This window comes from Novosphingobium sp. GV079 (assembly GCF_003058045.1).
Classification (GTDB): Bacteria; Pseudomonadota; Alphaproteobacteria; order Sphingomonadales; family Sphingomonadaceae; genus Novosphingobium; species Novosphingobium capsulatum.
This window is the reverse complement of sequence record NZ_QBUE01000001.1, coordinates 331,800-353,663: the sequence shown is the minus strand read 5'-3', so window position 1 is coordinate 353,663 and position 21,864 is coordinate 331,800. Positions and strand designations below refer to the sequence as shown.

Here is a 21,864-nt window from a genome sequence, read left to right as displayed (position 1 = left end):
CGCATGATGGCTCCTTTCGTCCCGCAGGACCGCGCTGGCGATCCGCTGACCGTATGCGGGACGACGCCAGCCCCCATGCTCATTTGTCATGGTATTTATATAAATCAGTTATGTAAGTTCGCACGCCTTCCCACAAAATGCCGCTTGTGCCGCTGCGCTTTGCAGAGTTTCGACAACGCATGCGAAAGCGGCTTGGCCCCACCCCTTTGCAGCGAAACCAAGGCTTTCGCCATATAGTGCGGGAGACGGCGCAAGGACAAAAAAATACCTATTTGCTACCATTGCACTCATTTGCCTGGCATGTATAACAAACCTGTCTTGCACGGTGCTGCCGGTAGGGCACGCGACAGACCACGATCCCATCGTTCAACCAACCCGAAAGGTTATTGCGTGGAGGCCAAGTTGATCACGCCCACAAGTTCCCCTGAACCGGGCGCAGGCGCCACGGCCACCTGGATGCACCGCGAAGCGGCCGAGGCCGGCGCGGCGGTTGCCCGCTTCATGGCCCACAATGCGCAGGCCCTGGCAGACCTGGGCGCGCGGCTGCGCCAGGCGCCGCCGTCTTTGGTGCTGACCTGTGCGCGCGGATCGTCGGACCATGCCGCAACCTATGCCAAGTACATGATCGAAACGCTGCTCGGCGTGCCGACTGCCTCGGCGGCGTTCTCCACCGTGTCGCTCTATGATGCGCCGATGCGCGCCGCGGCCGGCAACGCGCCGCTGTGCATCGCCATTTCGCAGTCGGGCCACAGCCCCGACATGCTCGCCACCGTAGAGCGCTATCAAGCCGCTGGCGCCCTGGTGGTGGCCCTGGTCAACAACGATCAATCACCCCTGGCGCAGATGGCCGACGTGGCCCTGCCGCTGTGCGCCGGGCCGGAAATCTCGGTGGCGGCGACCAAGTCGTTCATCACCTCGCTGGCCGGCATTGCCGCGCTGGTTGCCGCGTGGAGCCAGGACGAAGCGCTGAATGCGGCCCTGGCCACCCTGCCCGCCGCGCTCGATGAAAGCTTTGCCCTGGATTGGGACGCCGCCCGCGCCGGCCTGCAGGATGCCACCAACCTGTTCCTGATCAGCCGCGGCTATGGCCTGTCGATCGCGCAGGAAGCCGCGCTCAAGCTCAAGGAAACCAGCGGCCTGCATGGCGAAGCGTTCAGCTCTGCCGAAGTGCGCCATGGCCCGATGGCGATCGTGCGCGATGGTTTCCCGGTGCTGGGTTTCGACATCGGCGGCCAGGCCGGGGCCGACGTGCGCCAGGTCTGCGCCGATTTCGCCGAACGCGGTGCGCAGGTATTCCTGGCCACGCCCGAGCCTGAAGCCGTTCCCGCCGGGCCGAACCTGACCGTGCTGCCCGCCGTGGCTGCCGACGAGGCGATCGCGCCGCTGCTGCGCATTGCGAGCTTTTATCGCATGGTCAATGCGCTATCCATCAGCCGGGGCTTCAATCCCGACGAGCCTCCGTTTCTGGCGAAAGTGACCCGCACGCGATGACCGTTCTGGCGTTTACCAACGGCCATATCCTGCTGGGTGATCGCATCGTTCCTTCGGCTACGGTGCAGATCGAGGCCGGGCGCATCGCGGATATTGCGGCCGATGTGCCGGTTGATGGCACCGTGGTTGATCTCGACGGCGGCTGGTTGCTGCCTGGCTTTGTCGATAGCCAGGTCAATGGCGGTGGCGGCGCGCTGCTCAACAACGATATCACGGTTGAAGGGCTGGCGACGATTGCCCAGGCGCACGCGCGTTTTGGCACCACGGCCCTGATGCCCACGCTGATCACCGATACGCCGGCGGCGATTTCCGCAGCGCTCGACGTGGTCGATGCCGCCATTGCCCAGGGCCTGCCCGGCATCGTCGGCCTGCACATTGAAGGGCCGTTCATCAATGCCGTGCGCAAGGGCGTGCACGATCCGGCGCTGATCCGCCATCTGGATGAAGACCTGCTGGTCGAACTGTGCCGCCCGCGGCGCGGCAAGGTCATGCTGACCATCGCGCCCGAACAGGTGGAACCGCAGGCGCTGGAACGTCTGCGCGCGGCCGGCGTGATCATCAGCGCGGGCCATACCAACGCCACCTTTGCCGAGGCGCAGGCCGGCTTTGCCGCCGGGCTGACCGGGGTGACGCACCTTTATAACGCCATGTCACCCTTGCTGCACCGGGCGCCGGGCATGGTGGGCGCCGCGCTGCTCAACGATGCGGTGTGGTGCGGCATCATTGCCGATGGCGTGCACGTGGCCGGGCCGGCGCTGGAAATCGCGCTGCGCATGAAAGGCACCGAGCGGCTGATGCTGGTGACCGACGCCATGCCCAGCGTGGGGATGAGCGCCGGTTCGTTCGAGTTGAACGGCCGTACCATCACCGTGACCGATGGCGTGTGCCAGGACGAGAACGGCACGCTGGCCGGCTCCAGCCTCGACATGGCGGGCGCGGTGCGCACGATGGTGGCTCTGACCAGCGCTGACGTGCCGATGGCCAGCCGCATGGCCAGCGCGACGCCGGCCGCGTTCCTGGGCCTGGCCGACGAGATCGGCACCCTGGCCACCGGGCAGCGCGCCGATATGGTGTGGCTGGACGCCGCCCTGCAGCCGGTGCAGTGCTGGATCGGCGGCGGCGCCGTGATCTGATCTGCGTGGCAGGTGGCGCGCCAGCGATGCTGCCCCCCCTGCCACGGCCTGCCTGAACAAAGCCCCAGAAGAAAGCTGATGCAGCCCATGTCCAGCCTGATCCTTGCCGCGCCGTTCGATGGCTGGCTCTCTCCGCTCGACGATGTGCCCGATCCAGTCTTTGCGCAAAGGCTGCTGGGCGATGGCATGGCGATCGATCCGCTCGATGGCACGCTGCATGCCCCCGCCGATGGCACGGTGGTGTCGGTTCACGCCGCCCGCCACGCCATCACGCTGCGCCTGGCCGGCGGGGTCGAAGTGCTGATGCACATCGGGCTGGAAACCGTGCGCCTTAATGGCGAGGGCTTTGTCGCCCATGTCGAGGCCGGCGATACCGTGGCTGCCGGTGACCGGCTGATCAGCGTGGACCTGGGGACGGTGGCGCCGCGCGTCAAAGGCATGATCACCCCGATCGTGATCACCGAAACCGCCGGCCACGCCGTGATCGAGCGCGCCGCGCCCGGCCGCATCGCCCGTGGCGCGCCGCTGTTGGTGCTGGGTTCCGCGCAAGCTGAAAGCGCCGCGCCCGCTGCTGCCTTTGCCGCCACGGCGCAGGCCACGCTGCGCCTGCCGCTGGCGCATGGCCTGCACGCCCGCCCTGCCGCGCGGCTGGCTGAACTGGCGAAGAGCTATGACGCCGATGTGCGCATCGTGCCGGCCGCCACGCCAAACGCCACACCGTGCCGGTTGCGCAGCCCCAGCGCGGTGATGGCCCTGGGCCTGCGCCATGGCGATGCATTGACGCTTCTGGCCAGCGGCCCGGCCGCAGCGGCCGTGATCGAGGCCCTGGCCGACCTGATCGCCACCGGCATGGGCGAATTGCGCCCGCTGGGCCAATCCGCGCCCGCGCCGGCACAAGCGGTGGCCGAAAGCACCGACACCAGCCCGATCGCGCCGGGCGAGCGGCTGATGGCAGTAACTGCTGCGGCCGGCTATGCCATTGGCCAGGCGGCCTGGCTGGAACGCCCCGAACCGCCGCGCACCGCCCGTGCCAGCGGCGATGCCGGCGCCGAAATCGCCCGCTTCACCCAGGCCCTCGCTGCGTTTCGCGCGGCCCTGGAACAGCGCGCGCAGGAACAGGCCGGCAGCGAGCAGGCCGCGATCCTGACCGCCCATCGCCACTTGCTGGACGACGAAGACATCCTGGAAAGCGTCGGCGATGCCATGGCGCGTGGTGACAGCGCCAGCCTGGCCTGGCAGCGCACGATGCAGGCCCGCGCCGCCACGCTGCGCGCCGCGCCCGATCCGCATATCGCCCAACGCGCCGACGATTTCATCGATCTGGAATGGCAACTGCAATGGCACCTGGCTGGCCAGGAACCGCCCGCCGTATCGCTGCCCGAGGCGGCGATCGTGATCGCGCGCGATCTCGTGCCTTCGCAAGTCGCGGTGCTTTCACCCGCGCAAGTGGCTGGCCTGGTTACTGCGCAGGGCGGGCCTACCTCGCATGTGGCGATCATCGCCGCCAGCAAGGGCATCCCCGCGCTGGTCGCGGCCGGGCCGCGCGTGCTGTCGATCGCGCCGGGCACGCCGCTGCTGCTCGATGCCACGGGCGCCACGCTGACGGTCGATCCCGATGCCACCACCTGGGCCACGGCCCAGGCCGAAGCGGCGCGGCGCCAGGCACGCAAGGCTGCCGCGCAGGCCGCGTCGGGTCTCGAGGGTCGCACCAGCGATGGCCTGCGGATCGAGGTCTGCGCCAACCTCGGCAAGCGCAGCGAGGCCGCCCCGGCCGTAGCCAGTGGCGCCGAAGGCTGCGGCTTGCTGCGCACCGAATTCCTGTTCCTCGATCGCGCCAGCGCGCCCGATGAAGAGGAGCAGACCGCCGATTACACCGCCATTGCCCAGGCACTGGACGGGCGGCCGCTGATCATCCGCCTGCTCGATATCGGCGGAGACAAGCCGGCGCCCTATCTGCCAATGGCGGCAGAGGAAAACCCCGCGCTGGGCCTGCGCGGCATCCGCGTGGGGCTGGCCCAGCGCGAGATGCTGGTGCCGCAGTTGCGCGCCGTGCTGCGCGCCGGCGCCGGGGCAGCGGCAGGCGCGGTCAAGGTCATGGCGCCGATGATCGCGCGGGTCGAGGAACTGCGCGCCGTGCGCGCTGCCCTTGATGCCGAGGCCGCCAAGCTGGGCGTGGCCGCAGTGCCGCTGGGCGTGATGGTAGAAACACCCGCCGCTGCCGTGATGGCCGATGCCCTGGCCGCCGAATGCGATTTCCTGTCGATCGGCACCAACGACCTGACGCAATATGCGCTGGCCATGGACCGCGGCAATCCCGCGGTTGCGGGCAGCATCGACGGGCTCGATCCCGCCGTGCTGCGCCTGATCGGGCTGTGCTGCGAAGGCGCGCAAAGCCACGGCAAGTGGGTGGGCGTGTGCGGCGGCCTGGCATCCGATCCACTCGCCGTGCCGATCCTGATCGGGTTGGGCGTAACCGAACTTTCCGCCGCGCCAGCGATGGTGCCGGAAATCAAGGCGCTGGTGCGCGCCCTGTCTGCCCAGGATTGCCGGGGCCTGGCCAGTGCCGTGCTCCAGGCCTCGAGCGCCGCGCAAGTGCGCGTGCTGGCCACACAGATGATCGAAGGGGTTACCCAATGAGCCAAGCCGTGAACAACGCGCTGCAACATCTGCAAAGCCTGGGCCGTGCGCTGATGCTGCCGATCGCCGTGCTGCCGGTGGCGGCGCTGCTTCTGCGGCTGGGCCAGCCCGATCTGCTGGGCCTCGATTTCGTCAGCGCGGCGGGCAATGCCATGTTTGCCAATCTCGGTCTGCTGTTTGCCATTGGCGTGGCCACCGGCTTTGCCAAGGATGGCAACGGCGCCGCGCCGCTGGCCGGCGTGGTGTGCTTCCTGGTGGCGAGCGAAGGCGCCAAGGCGCTGCTGGCCGTGCCGGCCGATGTGGTGGCGGGCGTTGCCAAGGCGGCGCTCCCGGCGGTGACGGCGGCCTGGCGCAGCGCGCAGGTCGATCATGTTGCCGTGCCGCTGGGTATTGTTTCAGGCATCATCGGCGGGATCGGCTACAACCGCTTTTCTACGGTCAAGCCGCCCGAATACCTCGCCTTCTTCGGCGGCCGGCGGTTCGTGCCGATCATCAGTGGGGTGGCCGGCGTGGCGCTGGCCGGGCTGCTGGGCGCCAGCCTTGCCAGCATCAACGCCGGCGCCAATGCCGCGAGCGAGGCGGCGCTGGCCAGCGGCGGCATCGGGCTGTTCATCTTCGGCACGCTCAACCGCCTGCTGCTGGTGACGGGCTTGCACCACATTCTCAACAACATCGCCTGGTTCGTGCTGGGCGATTACCACGGCACCACCGGCGATCTGCGCCGCTTCTTTGCCGGCGATCCGACTGCTGGCGCGTTCATGAGCGGGTTCTTCCCGGTGATGATGTTTGGCCTGCCTGCCGCGTGCCTGGCGATGTATCACACCGCGCGGCCCGAACGGCGCAAGGCCACCGGCGGCATGCTGCTGAGCCTTGCCGCCACCTCGTTCCTGACCGGGGTGACCGAGCCGATCGAGTTCAGCTTCATGTTCCTGGCGCCGGTGCTCTATGCGTTCCACGCGGTGCTGACCGGGATTGCGATGGCGCTGATGGCGGCGCTGGGCGTGCACATGGGCTTTGGCTTTTCGGCCGGGCTGCTCGACTACGTGCTCAATTTCTCCAAGGCGCAGAAGCCCTTGCTGCTGATCCCGGTGGGGCTGGTCTATGCCAGCGTCTATTACGGGGTGTTCCGCTGGGCGATCCTGCGCTTTGACCTCAAGACGCCGGGCCGCGATGACATGCCCATGGGCACCAGCGTCGCGCCGGTGCTGGCGGGCGAACGCGGCCAGGCCTTTGTCGCGGCGCTGGGCGGTGCGGCCAATCTGGTGGAAGTGGGCGCCTGCACCACGCGGCTGCGCCTGGTGGTGGCCGATCAGGCCGGCGTTGACGAAGCCGCGCTGCGTGGGCTTGGCGCCAAAGGCCTGATCCGCCCCTCTCCGCGCGCCTTGCAGGTCGTGCTCGGCCCGCAGGCCGATCAGGTGGCGGTGGAAATCCGCGCCGCCATGGGCGCGCCTGCACCCAGCGCGGCACCGGCCAAGGCCCCGATTACCGAGGCCGGCAGCTTTGCCAGCGCGATCGATCCCGCCAGCGTTCCGGCCGAGTTGGCGCAGGCGCTGGGCGGTACGGCGGCCCTGGCCCAGGCTCGCAGCGTGCATGGGCGCCTGCTGCTGCCGGCCGGCACGGTGGTGGATGAAAGCGCCCTTGCCGCGCTGGGCGCGCGCGGCGTGGTGGCCACGCCCACCGGCCCGCAGGTGCTCTTTGCCGAGGCCGCGATCGCTCCCTGGCGCGCCTGAGCTACGTCAGGGACGATGCGGCAGCGCCATCAGGGGATGGCGCAGGCACAGCAGCGTTCCGCCCAGCACCACGAAGGCGGTCAACGCCAGCGGCAGCGCCAGCCCGGTGTGCAGCACCAGCACGGCGCCGGCCGCCGCGCCAATAAAGATCATGGTGATCGCCAAAAGGCGCGTGCGCAGGTTGGGCCCGCCCGCGTCAGAGGCAATGCCGGTGATCGTCAGGGTCAACACGGTGGTGGTCAGATCGGGCACTTTGAGCTGGCGCACCGTGGCATTGCGAAAACCCATGGCCCCTGCCGTCAGCCCGATCATCACCAGCACGGCCCAGGCGGGATGCGCCACGATGCCGTCGGTGCCGGGCACTAGCGCCACGGCCGCCGCCGCCAGGAACAGCACGGCTTCGAGCAAGGCCGCGCGCAGCAGCCAATAGCGCAGCGGATGGCTCGACGCGTGGCGCCACAGCCGCCCCGCCACGCTGGCGCCCACCATGAACAGGCCCAGCGCCACCAAGTAGGGCAATGGTGTGAAACCCGGCGCGCGGGCCAGCGCAAAGGCCAGGAACACCACGTTGCCGGTCATGTTCGCAGTAAACACCTTGCCCAGGCCAAGGACGCTGACCGCGTCGACAAAGCCGGTCGTGGCTGACAGCAACAGCAGCAGGCGTGGCAGCGGCGATGGCGTGCGCACCGCCACAGGCGCGCCGGCGACGGGGGGCGATGGGGGCGGATGAGAGTCCATGGCACTTTCCCTTTCAGAACCGGAACGAAGCTTCACCGGCAAACAGATCGATCGGCCGGCCGGCGCCGGCCTGGACCAGAAAGCCGCCGGGCACGAAATGGCTGGCAGAGGCAGTCAGCGCCAGTTCGCGCGTGGCCTGCCAGGTTACCACCGCCTCTGCCTGCTTGCCGAGAAAGCGCGCCTGGCCGGCCGTGGCGGGGTGCAGCTGGCGGCCGGGCACATCATAGACGCCGTCGCCCCGGCTTTGCCGCCAATAGGCCATGCCCGTAACACCCAGTTGCACCGCGCCGCCGTTCAGCTTACCCAGCGCGAGCGTGAGCGCGGGGTGCACATCGATCAGGTTGCGCGGGCCCAGCGGCGAAAGCTCGCCAAAATACTTGCCTTTGGGAAACAGCGGGTTGAAGCCGTTGACCCGGCCATCGGCGGGCGCCTTGTCGCCACTCGCGAGATCGACATGGAGCGACAGATCGGGCGTGGCCGGCAAGGCCGGAAAGCGGCGCCCGGCGCGCAGCGCCACCGACCAGGCATGGATCGGCGCGCCGGCCAGGCGCCCGCCCTGGGCCATCGCCTCGATATCCCAATAGGCAGACCCGGCACGCCCGGCGCTGCGCAGGCCCAGGGTAATGCGCCGTTCGTCACCCAGGCCGCCGGCAAATCCGGCCTGTTGCAGGCTGGCGGCGCGATCGTGATAGACCATGGCATAGGCATCGATCCGCGCGGCATGCCCGCTGCCCAGCCAGCGCGTGGCATAGATCCCCCACAGCGCCTTTTGCCGTGAACGGCGATCATCCATGCTGTGCGGCCCGGCCGCGACCGGCACCAGGTAGAACAGGCTGGCAGTATAAGAGCCGGAATCGAGCAGCGCCCGCGTGCCATCGAACGGCAGCGGCGTATTGGGGCCATAGCGCGTGCCGACCAGCCGCTCGCTGCCCAGGCTGACCAGCTGGCGCCCGCCTTCCAGGCGCAGCGTGGTGCCCGGCGCGATCGGCACGGTCACATCGGCAAAGGCCTGCAACAGATCAACACCGGTGCGATCGACCGGCGATGGCCCGCCGACCACGCCCTGCGCGGCATTGGCCAGCCCTTGAACAAACACGCGAAAGCGGCCGACGTGCAGATCGGCATGGGGCATCGCCCGCCAATAGCGCGCGGTCTGCCCCTGGGTTGCCTCAACCCGCGCGCGCAGTTCCAGGCCGGTCGACAGCCACACCTGCGGCGCCGCCACGGGAATGTATTTCAGCGGCGCGGTCCACCGCGCGCGGCGGGCGGCCGGGTCTGCCAGGCTCGACCAGTCTTCGGTATAGCGCGTGATGGTCAAGGTGGGCGGGCGCCAGGCCTCGATCACGCTGCGTGGCAAGGCATCCTGGTCCGCCGACTGCTGCGCGTGCGCAACCCCCTGCGGCAAAAGCGCCGCCAGCATGGCCGTGACGACGGCCCGGCCGGCGCGGGGCACGCTCACATGCGCCCCTCGCGCCGCGCATGTTCGGCCACCAATGCCGCCAGGACAAAGCCGCCGGCAAGACCGAGATGCTCGAAAAACGCGTTGGTGGCGGCAAAGCGCGCTGCCCCCTGCAGCGCCCAGAACGGATTGGCGAGGCAGGCCGCCAGCACCGTGAACACGCCCAGCATCCCCGCACCCAGCCACACCAGCCGGCCGACCAGGATCAGCGCCGGGCCGATCAGTTCCACCGCAATGGTCACGCCGGCCCACAGCGCCGGCGGCGCCATGCCGAAATGCGCCTGTTCGGCAACGGCGCCGGGCCAGTCACCCAGCTTGGCCAGCGCCCCCACCAGATAGGCGCCAACCAGCAGCAGCCGGGCAACAAACCAGGTGGGCGGCCAATCGAGAATGGCATCGACAAAGCGCGGATCGGCCGGGGCAGCGAGACGACCAGGCGTGGGTTTTACCATGATGCTTAACGCATCGCGTTCTGGTGGATTTCGGCGATGTAGCCGCCCGGGAAGCGCACCAGCGCGGCACGGCGGCCGCCCACTTCGCGCGCCGGCACCAGGGTTTCCACGCCAGCGGCGGTCGCCTTGGCCAGAGTGGCGGCCAGATCGGGCACGGCATAACCGGTCATGTCGCGGCCCCAGGGCCAGGGCAACTGGCCATTGGACACCAGCACCGTCAATTTGCCATAGCCGCTGTCGATCATCACGCGGCGGATCGGGGCCGGCAGCCCCGCCTCGGCGCCCGGCGCGGTCTTGTCGTCAGACACCACGTGGCCATGGGCAAAGCGGGTCCATGCCGCGATGAACGCGTCGGCGGCATCGGCGGTCAGGTACACGCGGTTTTCCGGCACCGTGGCCAGCGGCGCATAGTGCGGCGTGGCTGTGTGCCAATAGAGCTGCATGTTCACGCCGCCCGGCCACTGCACCACCACGTCGCGGCCGATCGGATCGGGAAAGGTTTCAATCAGGCGCGTGGCACCGGCGGCGCGTGCGGCCTGCACCGCCGCGTCCATGTCCGTGACCAGATAGCCGGTGCGTTCGGCGCCAAACGGATAGGGGATCGGCGTCTTGAACCCGAACACCGAAACCGTGCCTGCTGGCGTGAGCACGAGTTGCGACTTGGTCAGGCTGGGCGTGGGGGTAACCTGGAATTCGCCCTGCTTGCTGGTGGTGCCGCCAAACGTGGCCTGGAACGCGGTGACGAACGCGTCGAACTGCTCCTGCGGCACATAGACGTGGGTGGTATCGTATTGCGGGCCCACGGCATAATCGGCCATCGGCACCGGCTTGGCCGCCAGCGGGGCCGAGGCCGTCAACAGCGCGGTCGCAAGGGCGAGGGAAAGGCGCAGCTTCATCATCGTTTCTCCTGTCAAACCGCCCAGCAGCCGCAGCCCAGTGCGCCCCAGAACGTTTGCACATCGGCAACCGGCGCGGCCTGGCCCAGCGCAGCGGCATGGTCGTGGCCATGGACACCGCAGGCGCTGGCGCAGCCGCAGGCATTGGCCAGCATGTTCCGTGCCTGGTCGGTCTGGTAATAGCCGCCGAACGTGTTGACCGGCGACCAATCGGGCATGGCCGGCGGCAGATCCGGGGCCAGCGGGGCAAAGTCCCCCTGCCCGTGCACCACTTCGCCGCCCAGCAGCGTCAGCACGCTGCGGATATGGGCGATATCTTGCTCGGGCACGGCGAAGTAATCGGCGCTCAAGAGCGCGCAATCGGCCAGCTGGCCGGCCATGATCTGGCCTTTCTTGCCCACCTCGTTGGAAAACCAGGTGTTCTCGTGCGTCCACATCGCCAGCGCCTTTTCGCGGGAAACGCGGTTGGCGCCGGGATAGAGCGCCATGCCGCCCACCGTACGGCCGGTGACCAGCCACGAGAGCGATACCCACGGGTTGTAGCTCGCCACGCGGGTGGCATCGGTGCCGGCGCCCACGGGAATGCCCGCCGCGATCATCCGCGCGATCGGCGGCGTGCGCTCTGCCGCGCGGTGGCCATAGCGTTCGACGAAGTATTCGCCCTGGTAGGCCATGCGGTGCTGCACGGCGATGCCGCCGCCCAGCGCGGCGATGCGATCGATGTTGCGGTCGCTGATCGTCTCGGCATGGTCGAAGAACCAGTTGATGCCCGTCAGCGGGATATCGCGGTTGACCTTTTCATAGACATCGAGCGCGCGCGAAATCGTCTGGTCATAGGTGGCGTGCAACCGCCAGGGCCAGCGATGCTCGGCCAGGAGGCGGATGACCGGCTCCAGATCGCCTTCCATGCTTGGCGGCATGTCGGGGCGCTCCACCCGGAAGTCCTCGAAATCGGCGGCCGAATAGACCAGCATCTCGCCCGCGCCGTTGTGGCGATAGGTATCATCGCCTTGCCCCGGTGAAACCTGCTTCACCCAGCCGGCAAAATCAGCCAGCTCTTCCTTGGGCTTTTGCGTGAACAGGTTGTAGCTGATGCGCACGGTAAGCTGGTTGTCGGCGTGCAGCTTTTCGATGATGGCGTAATCATCGGGATAGTTCTGGAAACCGCCCCCGGCATCGATCACCCCGGTCACGCCCAGGCTGTTGACCTCGCGCATGAAATGGCGGGTGGAATTGATCTGGTAATCCTCGGGCAGCTTGGGCCCCTTGGCCAGCGTGGAATAGAGGATCGTGGCATTGGGCTGAGCCAGCAGCAGCCCGGTAGGATTGCCAGCGGCATCGCGCACGATCTCGCCGCCGGGCGGATTGGGCGTGTCCTTGCCATAGCCCACCACCCGCAGCGCGGCGGCATTGAGCAGCGCGCGATCATAGAGATGCAGGATGAACACCGGCGTATCGGGCGCCACGGCGTTGAGTTCGGCCAGCGTCGGCAGGCGTTTTTCGGCAAACTGGTGCTCGGTAAAGCCGCCGACCACGCGCACCCATTGCGGCGCGGGGGTGCGATCGACCTGCGCTTTCAACATCGCCATAGCATCGGCCAGGCTGGGTACGCCGTCCCAGCGCAGCTCCATGTTGTAATTGAGGCCGCCCCGGATGATGTGCATGTGGCTGTCGATCAGGCCGGGGATCAGGCGGCGGCCACCGGCATCGATCACGCGCGCCTGGGGCGCGGCAGCGGCGCGTACTTCGGCTTCGCTGCCCACCGCCAGGAAGCGCCCGTCGCGGATGGCCACGGCCTGCGCCTGGGGATTGGCGCGATCCAGCGTGGTGACCTTGGCGTTGACGATCAGGGTATCGGCCATAGCCTTACGCGTCCTTTTCCGGCGCGGAGCCATCGGGCAGGCGCCCGAACACGTGGCTGCGGCAATCGGTGCGGACAAAGGCAGTGATCGAATGGCCGGCGGCAGCATGGCGCACCAGCGGCACCACCTGTTCGCCCACCAGGATGCCCAGCAGCCCGACCAGCGCGATGACCGGCGGCGCGGGGGAACGCACCCCGATCAGCGAATAGACAATGCCGACCAGTAGGCCGGCCGCCAGCGACGCGAGATATGCCTTCATGGCGCAGTTTCCTTGGGGAAACGGCCCGCCCCGCAAGAGGGATGGGACGGGCCGCCGGGGGGATTGGTAACAAAGTCTGCAATTTCGCCTGATCGTCACCCCGGGCTTGGCCCGGGGCCCCGCTTCCCTGTCAGCGCACGGCCAGAAGCGAACGGGATCCCGGATCAAGTCCGGGATGACGGAGACAGGATCAATGCTCGGCGCCGCCCACCACTTCGTGCGCGAACTGGCCGCGCTGCGGCGCGCCGTGCAGCATGGTATAGGCATAATCGACGCCCATGCCGTAGGCACCGAAATGCTCGCGCGCGATGGCCATGACGCCGTCATAGGTTCCGCGCCGCGCCCAGTCGCGCTGCAGTTCCAGCACGGCGTTGATCGTGGTCAGCGAGTGGGCGCCGGCCTGCTCCATGCGGCGGATCGCCACATCGTGCGCTTCGAGCGAGGTGCCGCCCGAGGCGTCGGTGATGATATAGACCTCGAACCCTTCCTCGATCGCGCTGAGCGTGGGGAAGAGCAGGCAGGCTTCGGTCCACAGCGCGGCGATTACCAGCTTCTTGCGGCCGGTGGCCTTGACGGTGGCGACCAGTTCATCGCTGTCCCAGCTGTTCATCGAGGTACGTTCGATCGGGGTCTGCTGCACCACGTCGAGCAGTTCGGGCCAGATATAGCCGGAGAACGACTTGGTCTCCACCGCCGTCAGGATGATCGGCGCGCCGAACAGCTTGGCCGCCTTGGCCAGGGCCACGGTGTTGTTCTTGAGCTGCTGGCGATCGATGCTGGTGACGCCAAAGGCCATCTGCGGCTGGTGATCGACGAAGATGAACACGGTGTCGTCAGGATTGATCAGCGACTTGGCATGAAAGGTCATGGGATCTGTCCTTGAAGGAGAAAGGGTGTGGGTCAGTCGGCCAGCAGATGCGCTTCGAGCAGCCACAGCTGCTTGTCGCTCTCGCGCGAGATCTGGGTGAACAGGTCGGCCGTGGTGGCATCGCCCTCAGCCGCCGCGCTGTCGATCGCGGCGCGCACGGCCTTGCCGAACAGCGCAAGGCTGGCCGCCAGCGCGCGGATATGCGCGTCACCGCCATGGGCGGCGAGCGGATATTCATAGAGCGTGGTGGCGCCGGCGGTGGTCTGCACCCGGCCATCGGCAACATGGCCCAGCGTGGTGATGCGTTCGGCCAGAAGATCGACGAATTCCTCTACCTGGCCATGCACGGCATCGAACAGGCCGTGCAATTGCAGGAAATGGCGGCCGCGCACGTTCCAGTGCGCCTGCTTGGCCTGCGCTTCCAGGTCGAGCGCATCGGACAGCCGGGCCTGGAGCAGCGCCACCGATGCCTTGCGAACGTGGGCGGAAAGATCGATGCTGGTTTCGTAGGTCATCGGCTCAGGCCTTGAAGAAGCTGAGCAGATCGGCGTTGATCACCTCGGGATGGGTCGAGGCCATGCCGTGGGGGAAGCCGGCATAGGCCTTGAGCGTGCCGTGCTTGACCAGCTTGATCGCCAAGTGCGCCGAATCCGCGATCGGCACGATCTGATCGTCTTCGCCGTGCATGATCAGCACGGGCACGTCGATCGCCTTCAGGTCGTCGGTGAAATCGGTTTCGGAAAAGGCCTTGATGCAATCATAGTGGGCCTTGGCCCCGCCCATCATGCCCTGGCGCCACCAGTTGTCGATCAGACCTTGCGAAACCTTGGCATCGGGGCGGTTGAAGCCGAAGAACGGGCCTTCGGGCACATCGCGGAAGAACTGCGCGCGGTTGGCAAGCAGTGCCGAACGGAACCCGTCGAACACGTCCATCGGCAGGCCGCCGGGGTTGGCCGGGGTTTGCAGCATGATCGGCGGCACCGCGCCGATCAGCACGGCCTTGGCGACGCGGCCGGGCTTGGCCCGCGCCACATAGTGCGCCACTTCGCCGCCGCCGGTGGAATGGCCAACGTGGATCGCATCCTTGAGATCAAGATGATCGGCCAGCTCCGCGACGTCGGCGGCATAGGTATCCATCTCGTTGCCGTCGCCGGTCTGGGTGGACCGGCCATGGCCGCGCCGATCGTGCGCGATCACGCGATAACCCTGCCCCAAGAAGAACATCATCTGGGCATCCCAATCGTCGGCAGAAAGCGGCCAGCCATGGTGGAAAACCACCGGCTGCGCGGTCTTGCTGCCCCAGTCCTTGTAGAAGATTTCGGTGCCATCGGCGGTGGTGATCGTGGGCATGACGTGAAGGCTCCCATTCCGGCCGCAACACCAGGGGCAACCTTTGCCCGGTGCGGCCAGCTTTGTGTTCCAGCCCAAGTGTGCGCCCTCGCGCCTGCCCTGCCAGCCCCAGCATGGGGGCTGGGCGCACCCCCATTTCGGGTGGCTACCCAGGCCGCGACGCGCGTGGTATCGCCTTCCTCCATGCCCGCGCGCACCGATACCACGATAGGCATCCTGATTGCCGACGATCACCCGATGCTGCGCGAAGGGGTGGCCGCCGTTATCGCGATGCAGCCCGACATGGCCGTGGTGGGCGAGGCAGCGACCGGCGATGAAGCCGTGGCGATGTACGATGCCCTGCGCCCGGCGGTGGTGCTGATGGACCTGCGCATGCCGGGGATGACAGGGCTGCAGGCGATCGAGGCGATCCGCGCCCGCCATCCCCAGGCGCGCATCCTGGTCTTGACCACCTATTCCGGCGATGCGCAGGCGCTGCAGGCGCTGCGCGCGGGGGCGGCGGGTTTCCTGCTCAAAAGCAGCCTGCGCCGCGAACTTCTCGGCGCGATCCGCACCGTCCACGAAGGCCAGCGTCACCTGGCGCCCGATGTGGCGCAGGAAATCGCGCTGCACGCGATCGACGAGCCGCTGACCCCGCGCGAAACCCAGATCCTGCAACTGATCGCCTCGGGCCATGCCAACAAACAGATCGCCTGGACGCTCAACCTGGCCGAGGAAACGGTCAAGTCCGGCATCAAGAACATCTTTGGCAAGCTGCATGTCAACGATCGGACCCACGCCGTGACCAAGGCGGCGCGGCGGGGCATCATTGAACTCTAGGCGCGGCATTGCCGTGCTGGCGGCCGGCGGGCTGGCGCTCATGGCCAGTGCGCCGATGGCCCAGCGGCAGGGCCAGGCCCAAGCGCCAGTTCAGGCGCCGGTTCAGGCGCAAGCGGGTGTGCTGGCGGGATACAAGCACGAACACTGGACCCTGGAAGAAGGCGCGCCGGGCCGGATCAACGCGCTGACGCAATCGCGCGACGGGTTCCTGTGGATCGGCAGCGTGGAAGGACTGTTCCGCTTTGACGGGTTGACGTTCGAACCCGTGCCCCAGCCCGGCGGCCAGGGCGCGCGGCTGGTGGTGTCGCAACTGGCCGGCGCGCAGGACGGCACCGTGTGGGTCGGGCTGGGCCGTGGGCGCGGAGTGATGGCCTGGCGCGATGGGCGGCTGGTCGACATGGCAATGCCGCATCCCTCGCGCCAGGTCACCGACATGGCCCAGGCGCCCGACGGCGCGATGTGGGTGGTGCGCGGCGGCCGCAGTGATGGCACCTTGGCCCGTTATGCCGATGGGCGCTGGCAGGAATTCGGCCAGGACGCCGGCTTGCCCGCCGAACAGGCGTGGAGCACGGCGTTTTCCGCCGATGGCACGCAATGGCTGGTAACCGAACGCCAGGTGCTGATCCGCCCGCGCGGCAGCCAGCGCTTTGCCGCAACCGGCATCGCGGTTACCCCGCGCGCCAGCCTTGCCGCCGGGCCCAATGGGGCGATGTGGCTGTCAGACGCGGCCGGCACCCGCCTGCTGACCCTGGCGCAAGGCCGCGTCACGGCCGGGGCGCGGCTGGCGATCAACCCCGATCCGGTGGGCGGCACGCGCATGCTGTTCACTGCCGACGGCGCGCTGTGGGAAACCACCTGGAACAGCGGCGTGCAGCGCCTGACTATGCCCGACAAAGCCACCGGCAGTGCCCAGGCCGCGCCTGCGGCGATGCGCCGTTTCACCTTCGATGCCACGCAAGGGCTGACCTCTGACCAGACCCATGCCCTGTTGCAGGATCGCGAGGGGAACCTGTGGATCGGCACGGAAATGGGGCTGGACAAGCTGCGCCGTGTGCCGATCGTGGTGGAAACCGCGATCCCTGCCAATTCGCCCACCAGCTATCGCCTGGCCGGCGGCGATGATGGCGTGGTCTATGTTGGCGATGCCCGCGCCGCCTATGCCATTGCCCCTGGCCAGGCGGCGCGCACGATCCTGCGCTTGGCCAGCCCCGCTGGCGCATTGTGCACGGCGCGCGGGGGCGGCGCATGGCTGGTGACGGGTGAACGCCTGGTGCGGCTGAACCCGCGCGGCGCGGCTGGGCCGGCCATTGCCCTGCCGCGCGGCCTGATGCCGCTGGCCTGCGGGCAGGATGGCGCGGGTCGCATCTGGCTGGCGGCGCTGGACCAGGGGCTGTGGTGGCACGAAGGCGGCGCCTGGCACACCCTGGCGACACCCCGCGCGCTGCCCGCCAACATCGCGATCGGCGGCGATGGCCGAGCGATCGTGGCATTTCGCGGGCCGGCGCCGCGCGGGGCAGATCTGCCGTTCGTGGCGATTTCGCCCGCGCAGTTGCAGGTCGACGGGATCGAAGGCCTGCTGCCGAGCCCGCTTGACGATGGCCCGCTGATCAGCGGCGCGCGTGGTCTCCAGGCGCCACTCGCGCGGGGCAGCACACCCGTGCTGGCAAGCGCAAACCCCTGGGCAGCCTCGCTCAATGGCCTGGTGTGGACGCGCAGCGGCGATGGCTGGGGCATTGGCGATAGCGGCATCGTGCAGATCCACCGCGCGGATCTGGTGCAGGCGTTGACGCACCCCGGCCAGGCGGTGCCCTGGCGCCGGTTCGATTTTCGCGATGGCCTCAACAGCTTTGCCCAGAAGGCCGCCGGCGCCCAGGTGGCGCAGGGCGGCGACGGGCGTATCTGGTTCCTCACGCGCCGCAACTTGGTGTGGATCGATCCGGCCGCGCTGCGCCGCAATCTGCTGCCGCCCGCAGTCATGGTGCGCAGCCTGGTGGCTGGCGGCACGGCGCGGGCGCCGAGCGCCGGGCTGCGCCTGCCGCCGGGCACGCGATCGGTGCGGATCGATTTCACCGCCACGAGCCTGACCGTGCCGCAACGCGTGCAGTTCCGCACCCGCCTGTCTGGCCCGGGCCTGCCAGGGCAATGGACCGCACCATCGACCGAGCGCAGCGTGACGTTCAGCGATCTGGGGCCGGGCCGCTATACGTTCCAGGTCATCGCTGCCAACGAGGACGGCGTGTGGAACGCGGGCGGCCAGACCATGCAGTTTGCCATCGCCCAGCGGTTCTACCAGACCTGGTGGTTCCCCCTGGCCGCGATCGTGGCGCTCTCGGCCATGCTCTATCTGCTCTACATCGCGCGGGTGCAGTATCTGGGCCGGTTGATCCGCGATCGCATGGCCGAACGCACCAGCGAGCGCGAACGCATTGCCCGCGAACTGCACGACACCTTGATCCAGGGAGTGCAGGGCCTGATCATGCGCTTTCAGTCGGTGGCCGATCACCTTTCGCACGATCCCGCCGCGCAAGCCGTGCTGACCCCGGCGCTGGATCGGGCCGAGGAAATGCTGATCGAGGGGCGCGACCGGGTGAAAGGCCTGCGCCGCCTGGAAGACCGCCACCTGCGCCGCGAACTGCAACGCCTGCTCGACAACCTGGTCACCGGCGCCAGCCTGACGCTGAACGTCAAAGGCGAAGTGCGGCCGCTGCACCCCGATATCGTCGATGAAATCCTCGCCATCGTCGGCGAGGCGCTGTGCAACGCGGCGCGCCATGCCCAGGCCGATGCGATCGATGTGAACGTGGAGTATGGCGCGCGGGCGCTGGCGGTGTTTGTCAGCGACGATGGCATCGGCATTGCCAGCATCGATGGCGAGGACGGCGCGAACGGCAGGGCGGTAAGCGCGGCGCTGATGAAGGGCCATTATGGCCTGATCGGCATGCGCGAGCGGGCGCGGCGCATCGGCGCATCGTTTTCCATCGAAAGCGGGCATCGCCTCGGCACGCTGGTGCGCCTGTCGGTGCCCGCGCGCCTGGCCTACGCCGCCTGAATAGCGTCAAGGCGCGGTGGGCAAGGCAGGTTCGGGCGTGGCGCTCTTGTGCGGATGGCGCAGGTTCTCGATCTCGGCAGCGCGGCGCTTGAGATAGAAATCGCGCGTGGCGTTGTAGGGATCGGCCGATTCCGCGCGGAACTTCTTGAGCTGGCCATCGATCGCCACGCGGTCATCCAGCCCGCCGATCACCGTGACGGCCAGGCCATACGGCACGGTATCGAGTGGCTCGCCCACAGCCAGCGGGAACCAGGAGCGATCGACCGTGGTGCCAATCAGATCGCGCAGCGTGGTCGGCCCGATCAGCGGCAGGAACAGGTATGGCCCCGATTTCACGCCGTAAAAGCCCAGCACATCGGCCAGGCCATTGGGCCGATAGGGTATCTTGAGCGGCTTGGCCTTGGCCACGTCGATCAGCCCGGCGAGGCCAATGGTGGAATTGACGGTAAAGCGCACCAGCACCTGCCCCGCCTTGCCGAACTTGTGTTCGAGCAGGAACGCCACGAAGTTCGACGGCTCACGCAAGTTGTAGAGCACATTGTGCAGCCCGTGGCGCAGCGGCGAAGGCAGGCCGTGGACATAGAGCCGCGCCACCGGCGCCACCACCAGCTTGTCGCCCTTCTGGATCGCCTCGTAAGACTTTTCGTTGACGGCGTGGACCGGGTCCTGCCGCGAATAGGCATCGCCCTGCACCACGATACCGGGTTCTTCCTGCACATCTGCAGGTTCGGACGGGGGCATGGCGGCCGGCGGCGCCGTAGGCGCAGGCGTGGTGGGCCCAGGCGTGGTGGGCGCGGCCGCAGGCGGGGAGGCAGGTGGGACGGCAGATGGCGCAGCAGATGGGGCAGGCGTTGCGACGGGCGCTGCCTGCGCCACGGGGGGCTGGCTGGGCGGCACGGCGCTGGATGGCGCCTGGGCATGCGCGGTTCCGGCCAGCAGCAAGCCGGGCGCCGCCACCATGGCCGCCGCCCACTTGCAGCCGGCCGACTTTGCTTTTCCCATCGTCGTCATATCCTGCCACTTGGCCGGATTTCCTGTACGCCAGATGAACTGAAAGCCGCATTTCCGTAAATTACGGGCAGTCCCCGCAGGTGTAACAATGCTGCGTCAATACGCGACAAGTTGAGTGCAGAAAGCCGGTCCAAATCGCGGCAAAATGGGACAAGATGCCCCAGGTGCGCGCCCGGCCAGCGGCCCGCGCCATGCGGAAAACCCGTAGATTTCCATATAACAGAACCTTAAGCATGCGGCCGGCATGATCCATGGCTGCTGCAAAGGGCTGGCCTTGACGCGATGCGCGATTTTCAAAGCACCATTCTGGAAATGATCGCCCGCGGCGCGCCGCTGGCCGCCACCATCGACCGGCTGTGCCGCGAGGTGGAGCGCCGCGCGCCCGGCGTGGTCTGCTCGGTGGTAACAGTCGATGCCATGCGCCGCCTGCGCCCACTGGCTGCGCCGAGCCTGCCGCCTGCCATGCGCACGGCGTTCGACGGCATTGACATCGGCCCTGGTGTCGGCGCCTGCGGCACCGCGACGGCGCTGGGCATCGAGGTTGTCTCTGCCGATATTGCCACCGATCCCGCCTGGGCGCCCTATCGCGATCTGGTGCTGCCCCTGGGCATCAAGGCATGCTGGTCGCGGCCGATCATGGCAGGCAATGACCAGCCGGTGGGTGCCTTTGCCTTTTACTATCACGAAGCGCGCGGGCCTTCGGCGCTGGAGCGCGTGCTGGTGGACCGCTCCATCGCGCTGTGTGCCATCGCGCTCGACCGGCAACGGCGGGTGGAAGAGCGGGATCGCCGTGCCAATACCGATGGGCTGACCGGCCTGCCCAACCGCGCCGCGTTCAACACCGCGATGGCCACCGTCGATTGCAGCCAGCCCGGCAACTGGGCGCTGTTCCTGATCGACCTGGATGGCTTCAAGGCGGTGAACGATACCTATGGCCACCACGCCGGTGACCGCTTGCTGGTGCAGGTAGGGCAGCGGCTGGCACAAATGGCCGCGCCGGATACGGTGTTCCGCATCGGCGGCGACGAATTTGCCGTGCTGGTGCAGGATGACGAGCACCTGCGCACGCTCGATGCCCTGGCAGAGCGGCTGCTCGACGGCTTGAAAGTGCCCATCACCATACCCGGCCACGTGCTGCGCCCGGCCGGCACCATGGGCATCGCCATCTTCAACGCCGGCGATGTGACGCCCGAACGCGTGCAGCAGAACGCCGACTTTGCGCTCTATCACGCCAAGGACGTGGCGCGCGGTGGTTCTATCCGCTTTTGGCCGGGCATCGGCACGCGGATGACACGGCGCATTACCGCGGTGCGCGAGTTGGACGCCGCGCTGCGCGAGGGCCGCCTGGTGGCGCATTACCAGCCGGTCGTAGACCTTGCCACCGGCACGGTGAGCGGGCTGGAGGCGCTGTGCCGCATCCGCATGGGGCAGCGCCTGCTATCGGCCATGGCGTTTCACGATGCCACCAGCGATCCGCAGACCGCCAATACCCTGACGCGCGAGATGATCCGCCAAGTGGCGCGCGATGCCCGCACCTGGCTCGATCTAAATGTGCCCTTTGCCCGCGTGGGCATCAATGTCAGTTCAACCGACCTGCACAGCGCCGGCTTTTTCGACGCCACCGCCACCGCGTTCGAGGAACACGGCGTACCGCTGGACATGATCATCCTGGAAGTGACCGAGGCGGTCTATATGGATGATGATGGCGGCGTCATTCGCCGCTCGGTCGCGGCGCTGCGCGAACGTGGGCTGAAAGTCGCGCTCGATGATTTCGGCACCGGCTTTGCCTCGCTCACCCATCTGATGACCGTGCCAGTCGATTACATCAAGATCGACAAGTCGTTCGTGGATCGCATCGCCACGCACCGGCCCAGCCAGATCATCGTCGAAGGCGTGATCGACATCGCCACCAAGCTGGGTATCCAGGTGGTGGCCGAAGGCATCGAGGCGGCTGACCAGGCGCAGATCCTGCAAAGCCTCGGCTGCGTCCTGGGCCAAGGCTATCTCTATTCGCACGCGGTCGATTGCGATGCGATGACCGCGCTGCTGCGCGGCGGGCCGCTGCGGACCCTGCCAGCCCCGCGCGTGCAGCAGCAGGCCTGATCACCCG

17 protein-coding genes are annotated in these 21,864 nt (G+C 68.0%); 7 read left to right on the top strand and 10 right to left on the bottom strand.

The window, feature by feature from the left end:
* The first annotated feature begins 456 nt into the window (after nucleotides 1-456).
* The 4 genes from C8K14_RS01395 (at nucleotide 457) to nagE (ending at nucleotide 6,991) form a co-directional block, all read left to right on the top strand.
* Complete coding sequence (locus C8K14_RS01395; protein WP_107715485.1) at nucleotides 457-1,491, top strand: SIS domain-containing protein; 1,035 nt, start codon at nucleotides 457-459, stop codon at nucleotides 1,489-1,491.
* Complete coding sequence (gene nagA / locus C8K14_RS01390; protein ID WP_107715384.1) at nucleotides 1,488-2,624, top strand: N-acetylglucosamine-6-phosphate deacetylase; 1,137 nt, start codon at nucleotides 1,488-1,490, stop codon at nucleotides 2,622-2,624. Before C8K14_RS01395 ends, nagA begins: the two co-directional genes overlap by 4 nt.
* 87 nt (nucleotides 2,625-2,711) lie before the next feature.
* Nucleotides 2,712-5,261 (top strand): phosphoenolpyruvate--protein phosphotransferase, encoded by a 2,550-nt coding sequence (gene ptsP, locus C8K14_RS01385; protein ID WP_107715484.1) that lies wholly within the window; start codon nucleotides 2,712-2,714, stop codon nucleotides 5,259-5,261.
* Nucleotides 5,258-6,991, top strand: coding sequence for an N-acetylglucosamine-specific PTS transporter subunit IIBC (gene nagE, locus C8K14_RS01380; RefSeq protein ID WP_199223633.1), 1,734 nt, complete (start codon nucleotides 5,258-5,260; stop codon nucleotides 6,989-6,991). Before ptsP ends, nagE begins: the two co-directional genes overlap by 4 nt.
* A 6-nt stretch (nucleotides 6,992-6,997) precedes the next feature.
* Here the strand turns inward: nagE and C8K14_RS01375 are convergent, their stop codons facing one another.
* The 9 genes from C8K14_RS01375 to C8K14_RS01335 all read right to left on the bottom strand — a co-directional run bounded on the left by C8K14_RS01375 (nucleotide 6,998) and on the right by C8K14_RS01335 (nucleotide 14,875).
* Nucleotides 6,998-7,729 (bottom strand): YoaK family protein, encoded by a 732-nt coding sequence (locus C8K14_RS01375; RefSeq protein ID WP_054131333.1) that lies wholly within the window; start codon nucleotides 7,727-7,729, stop codon nucleotides 6,998-7,000.
* A gap of 13 nt (nucleotides 7,730-7,742) precedes the next feature.
* Nucleotides 7,743-9,188: an alginate export family protein gene (locus tag C8K14_RS01370; protein WP_107715383.1), complete on the bottom strand. Its 1,446-nt coding sequence runs from the start codon at nucleotides 9,186-9,188 to the stop codon at nucleotides 7,743-7,745.
* Nucleotides 9,185-9,640 carry a DoxX family protein gene (locus tag C8K14_RS01365; RefSeq protein WP_107715382.1) on the bottom strand — a complete coding sequence of 152 codons (456 nt, stop codon included), beginning with the start codon at nucleotides 9,638-9,640 and terminating at the stop codon, nucleotides 9,185-9,187. Before C8K14_RS01365 ends, C8K14_RS01370 begins: the two co-directional genes overlap by 4 nt.
* Before the next feature lie 5 nt (nucleotides 9,641-9,645).
* Nucleotides 9,646-10,536: a glyoxalase gene (locus C8K14_RS01360; RefSeq protein ID WP_107715381.1), complete on the bottom strand. Its 891-nt coding sequence runs from the start codon at nucleotides 10,534-10,536 to the stop codon at nucleotides 9,646-9,648.
* Nucleotides 10,537-10,550: 14 nt separating this feature from the next.
* Nucleotides 10,551-12,398, bottom strand: coding sequence for an amidohydrolase (locus C8K14_RS01355; RefSeq protein ID WP_107715380.1), 1,848 nt, complete (start codon nucleotides 12,396-12,398; stop codon nucleotides 10,551-10,553).
* 4 nt (nucleotides 12,399-12,402) lie between these two features.
* Nucleotides 12,403-12,657, bottom strand: coding sequence for a XapX domain-containing protein (locus tag C8K14_RS01350; RefSeq protein ID WP_022677548.1), 255 nt, complete (start codon nucleotides 12,655-12,657; stop codon nucleotides 12,403-12,405).
* Nucleotides 12,658-12,847: 190 nt separating this feature from the next.
* Nucleotides 12,848-13,525, bottom strand: coding sequence for a hydrolase (locus tag C8K14_RS01345; RefSeq protein ID WP_107715379.1), 678 nt, complete (start codon nucleotides 13,523-13,525; stop codon nucleotides 12,848-12,850).
* A gap of 32 nt (nucleotides 13,526-13,557) precedes the next feature.
* Nucleotides 13,558-14,040, bottom strand: a complete 483-nt coding sequence (gene dps / locus C8K14_RS01340) for a DNA starvation/stationary phase protection protein Dps (protein ID WP_107715378.1) — start codon at nucleotides 14,038-14,040, stop codon at nucleotides 13,558-13,560.
* Between the two features lie 4 nt (nucleotides 14,041-14,044).
* Nucleotides 14,045-14,875, bottom strand: coding sequence for an alpha/beta fold hydrolase (locus C8K14_RS01335; protein WP_107715377.1), 831 nt, complete (start codon nucleotides 14,873-14,875; stop codon nucleotides 14,045-14,047).
* Between the two features lie 183 nt (nucleotides 14,876-15,058).
* Here C8K14_RS01335 and C8K14_RS01330 point away from each other — a divergent pair, with 183 nt between their 5' ends.
* Both C8K14_RS01330 and C8K14_RS01325 read left to right on the top strand, forming a co-directional pair.
* Nucleotides 15,059-15,694: a response regulator transcription factor gene (locus C8K14_RS01330; protein ID WP_054131341.1), complete on the top strand. Its 636-nt coding sequence runs from the start codon at nucleotides 15,059-15,061 to the stop codon at nucleotides 15,692-15,694.
* A complete protein-coding gene (locus C8K14_RS01325) occupies nucleotides 15,684-18,743 on the top strand; it encodes a sensor histidine kinase (protein ID WP_133726739.1) in 3,060 nt (1,019 codons plus the stop codon). The genes C8K14_RS01330 and C8K14_RS01325 overlap by 11 nt, the downstream gene beginning before the upstream one ends.
* Nucleotides 18,744-18,749: 6 nt before the next feature.
* On the opposite strand, the gene C8K14_RS01320 is transcribed toward C8K14_RS01325, so the two are convergent.
* Entirely contained in the window at nucleotides 18,750-19,745 is a 996-nt protein-coding gene (locus tag C8K14_RS01320) for a VacJ family lipoprotein (protein ID WP_158271846.1), read from the bottom strand.
* Nucleotides 19,746-20,036: 291 nt separating this feature from the next.
* Here C8K14_RS01320 and C8K14_RS01310 point away from each other — a divergent pair, with 291 nt between their 5' ends.
* Nucleotides 20,037-21,857, top strand: a complete 1,821-nt coding sequence (locus tag C8K14_RS01310) for a bifunctional diguanylate cyclase/phosphodiesterase (protein ID WP_107715374.1) — start codon at nucleotides 20,037-20,039, stop codon at nucleotides 21,855-21,857.
* The last annotated feature ends 7 nt before the right edge of the window (nucleotides 21,858-21,864 follow it).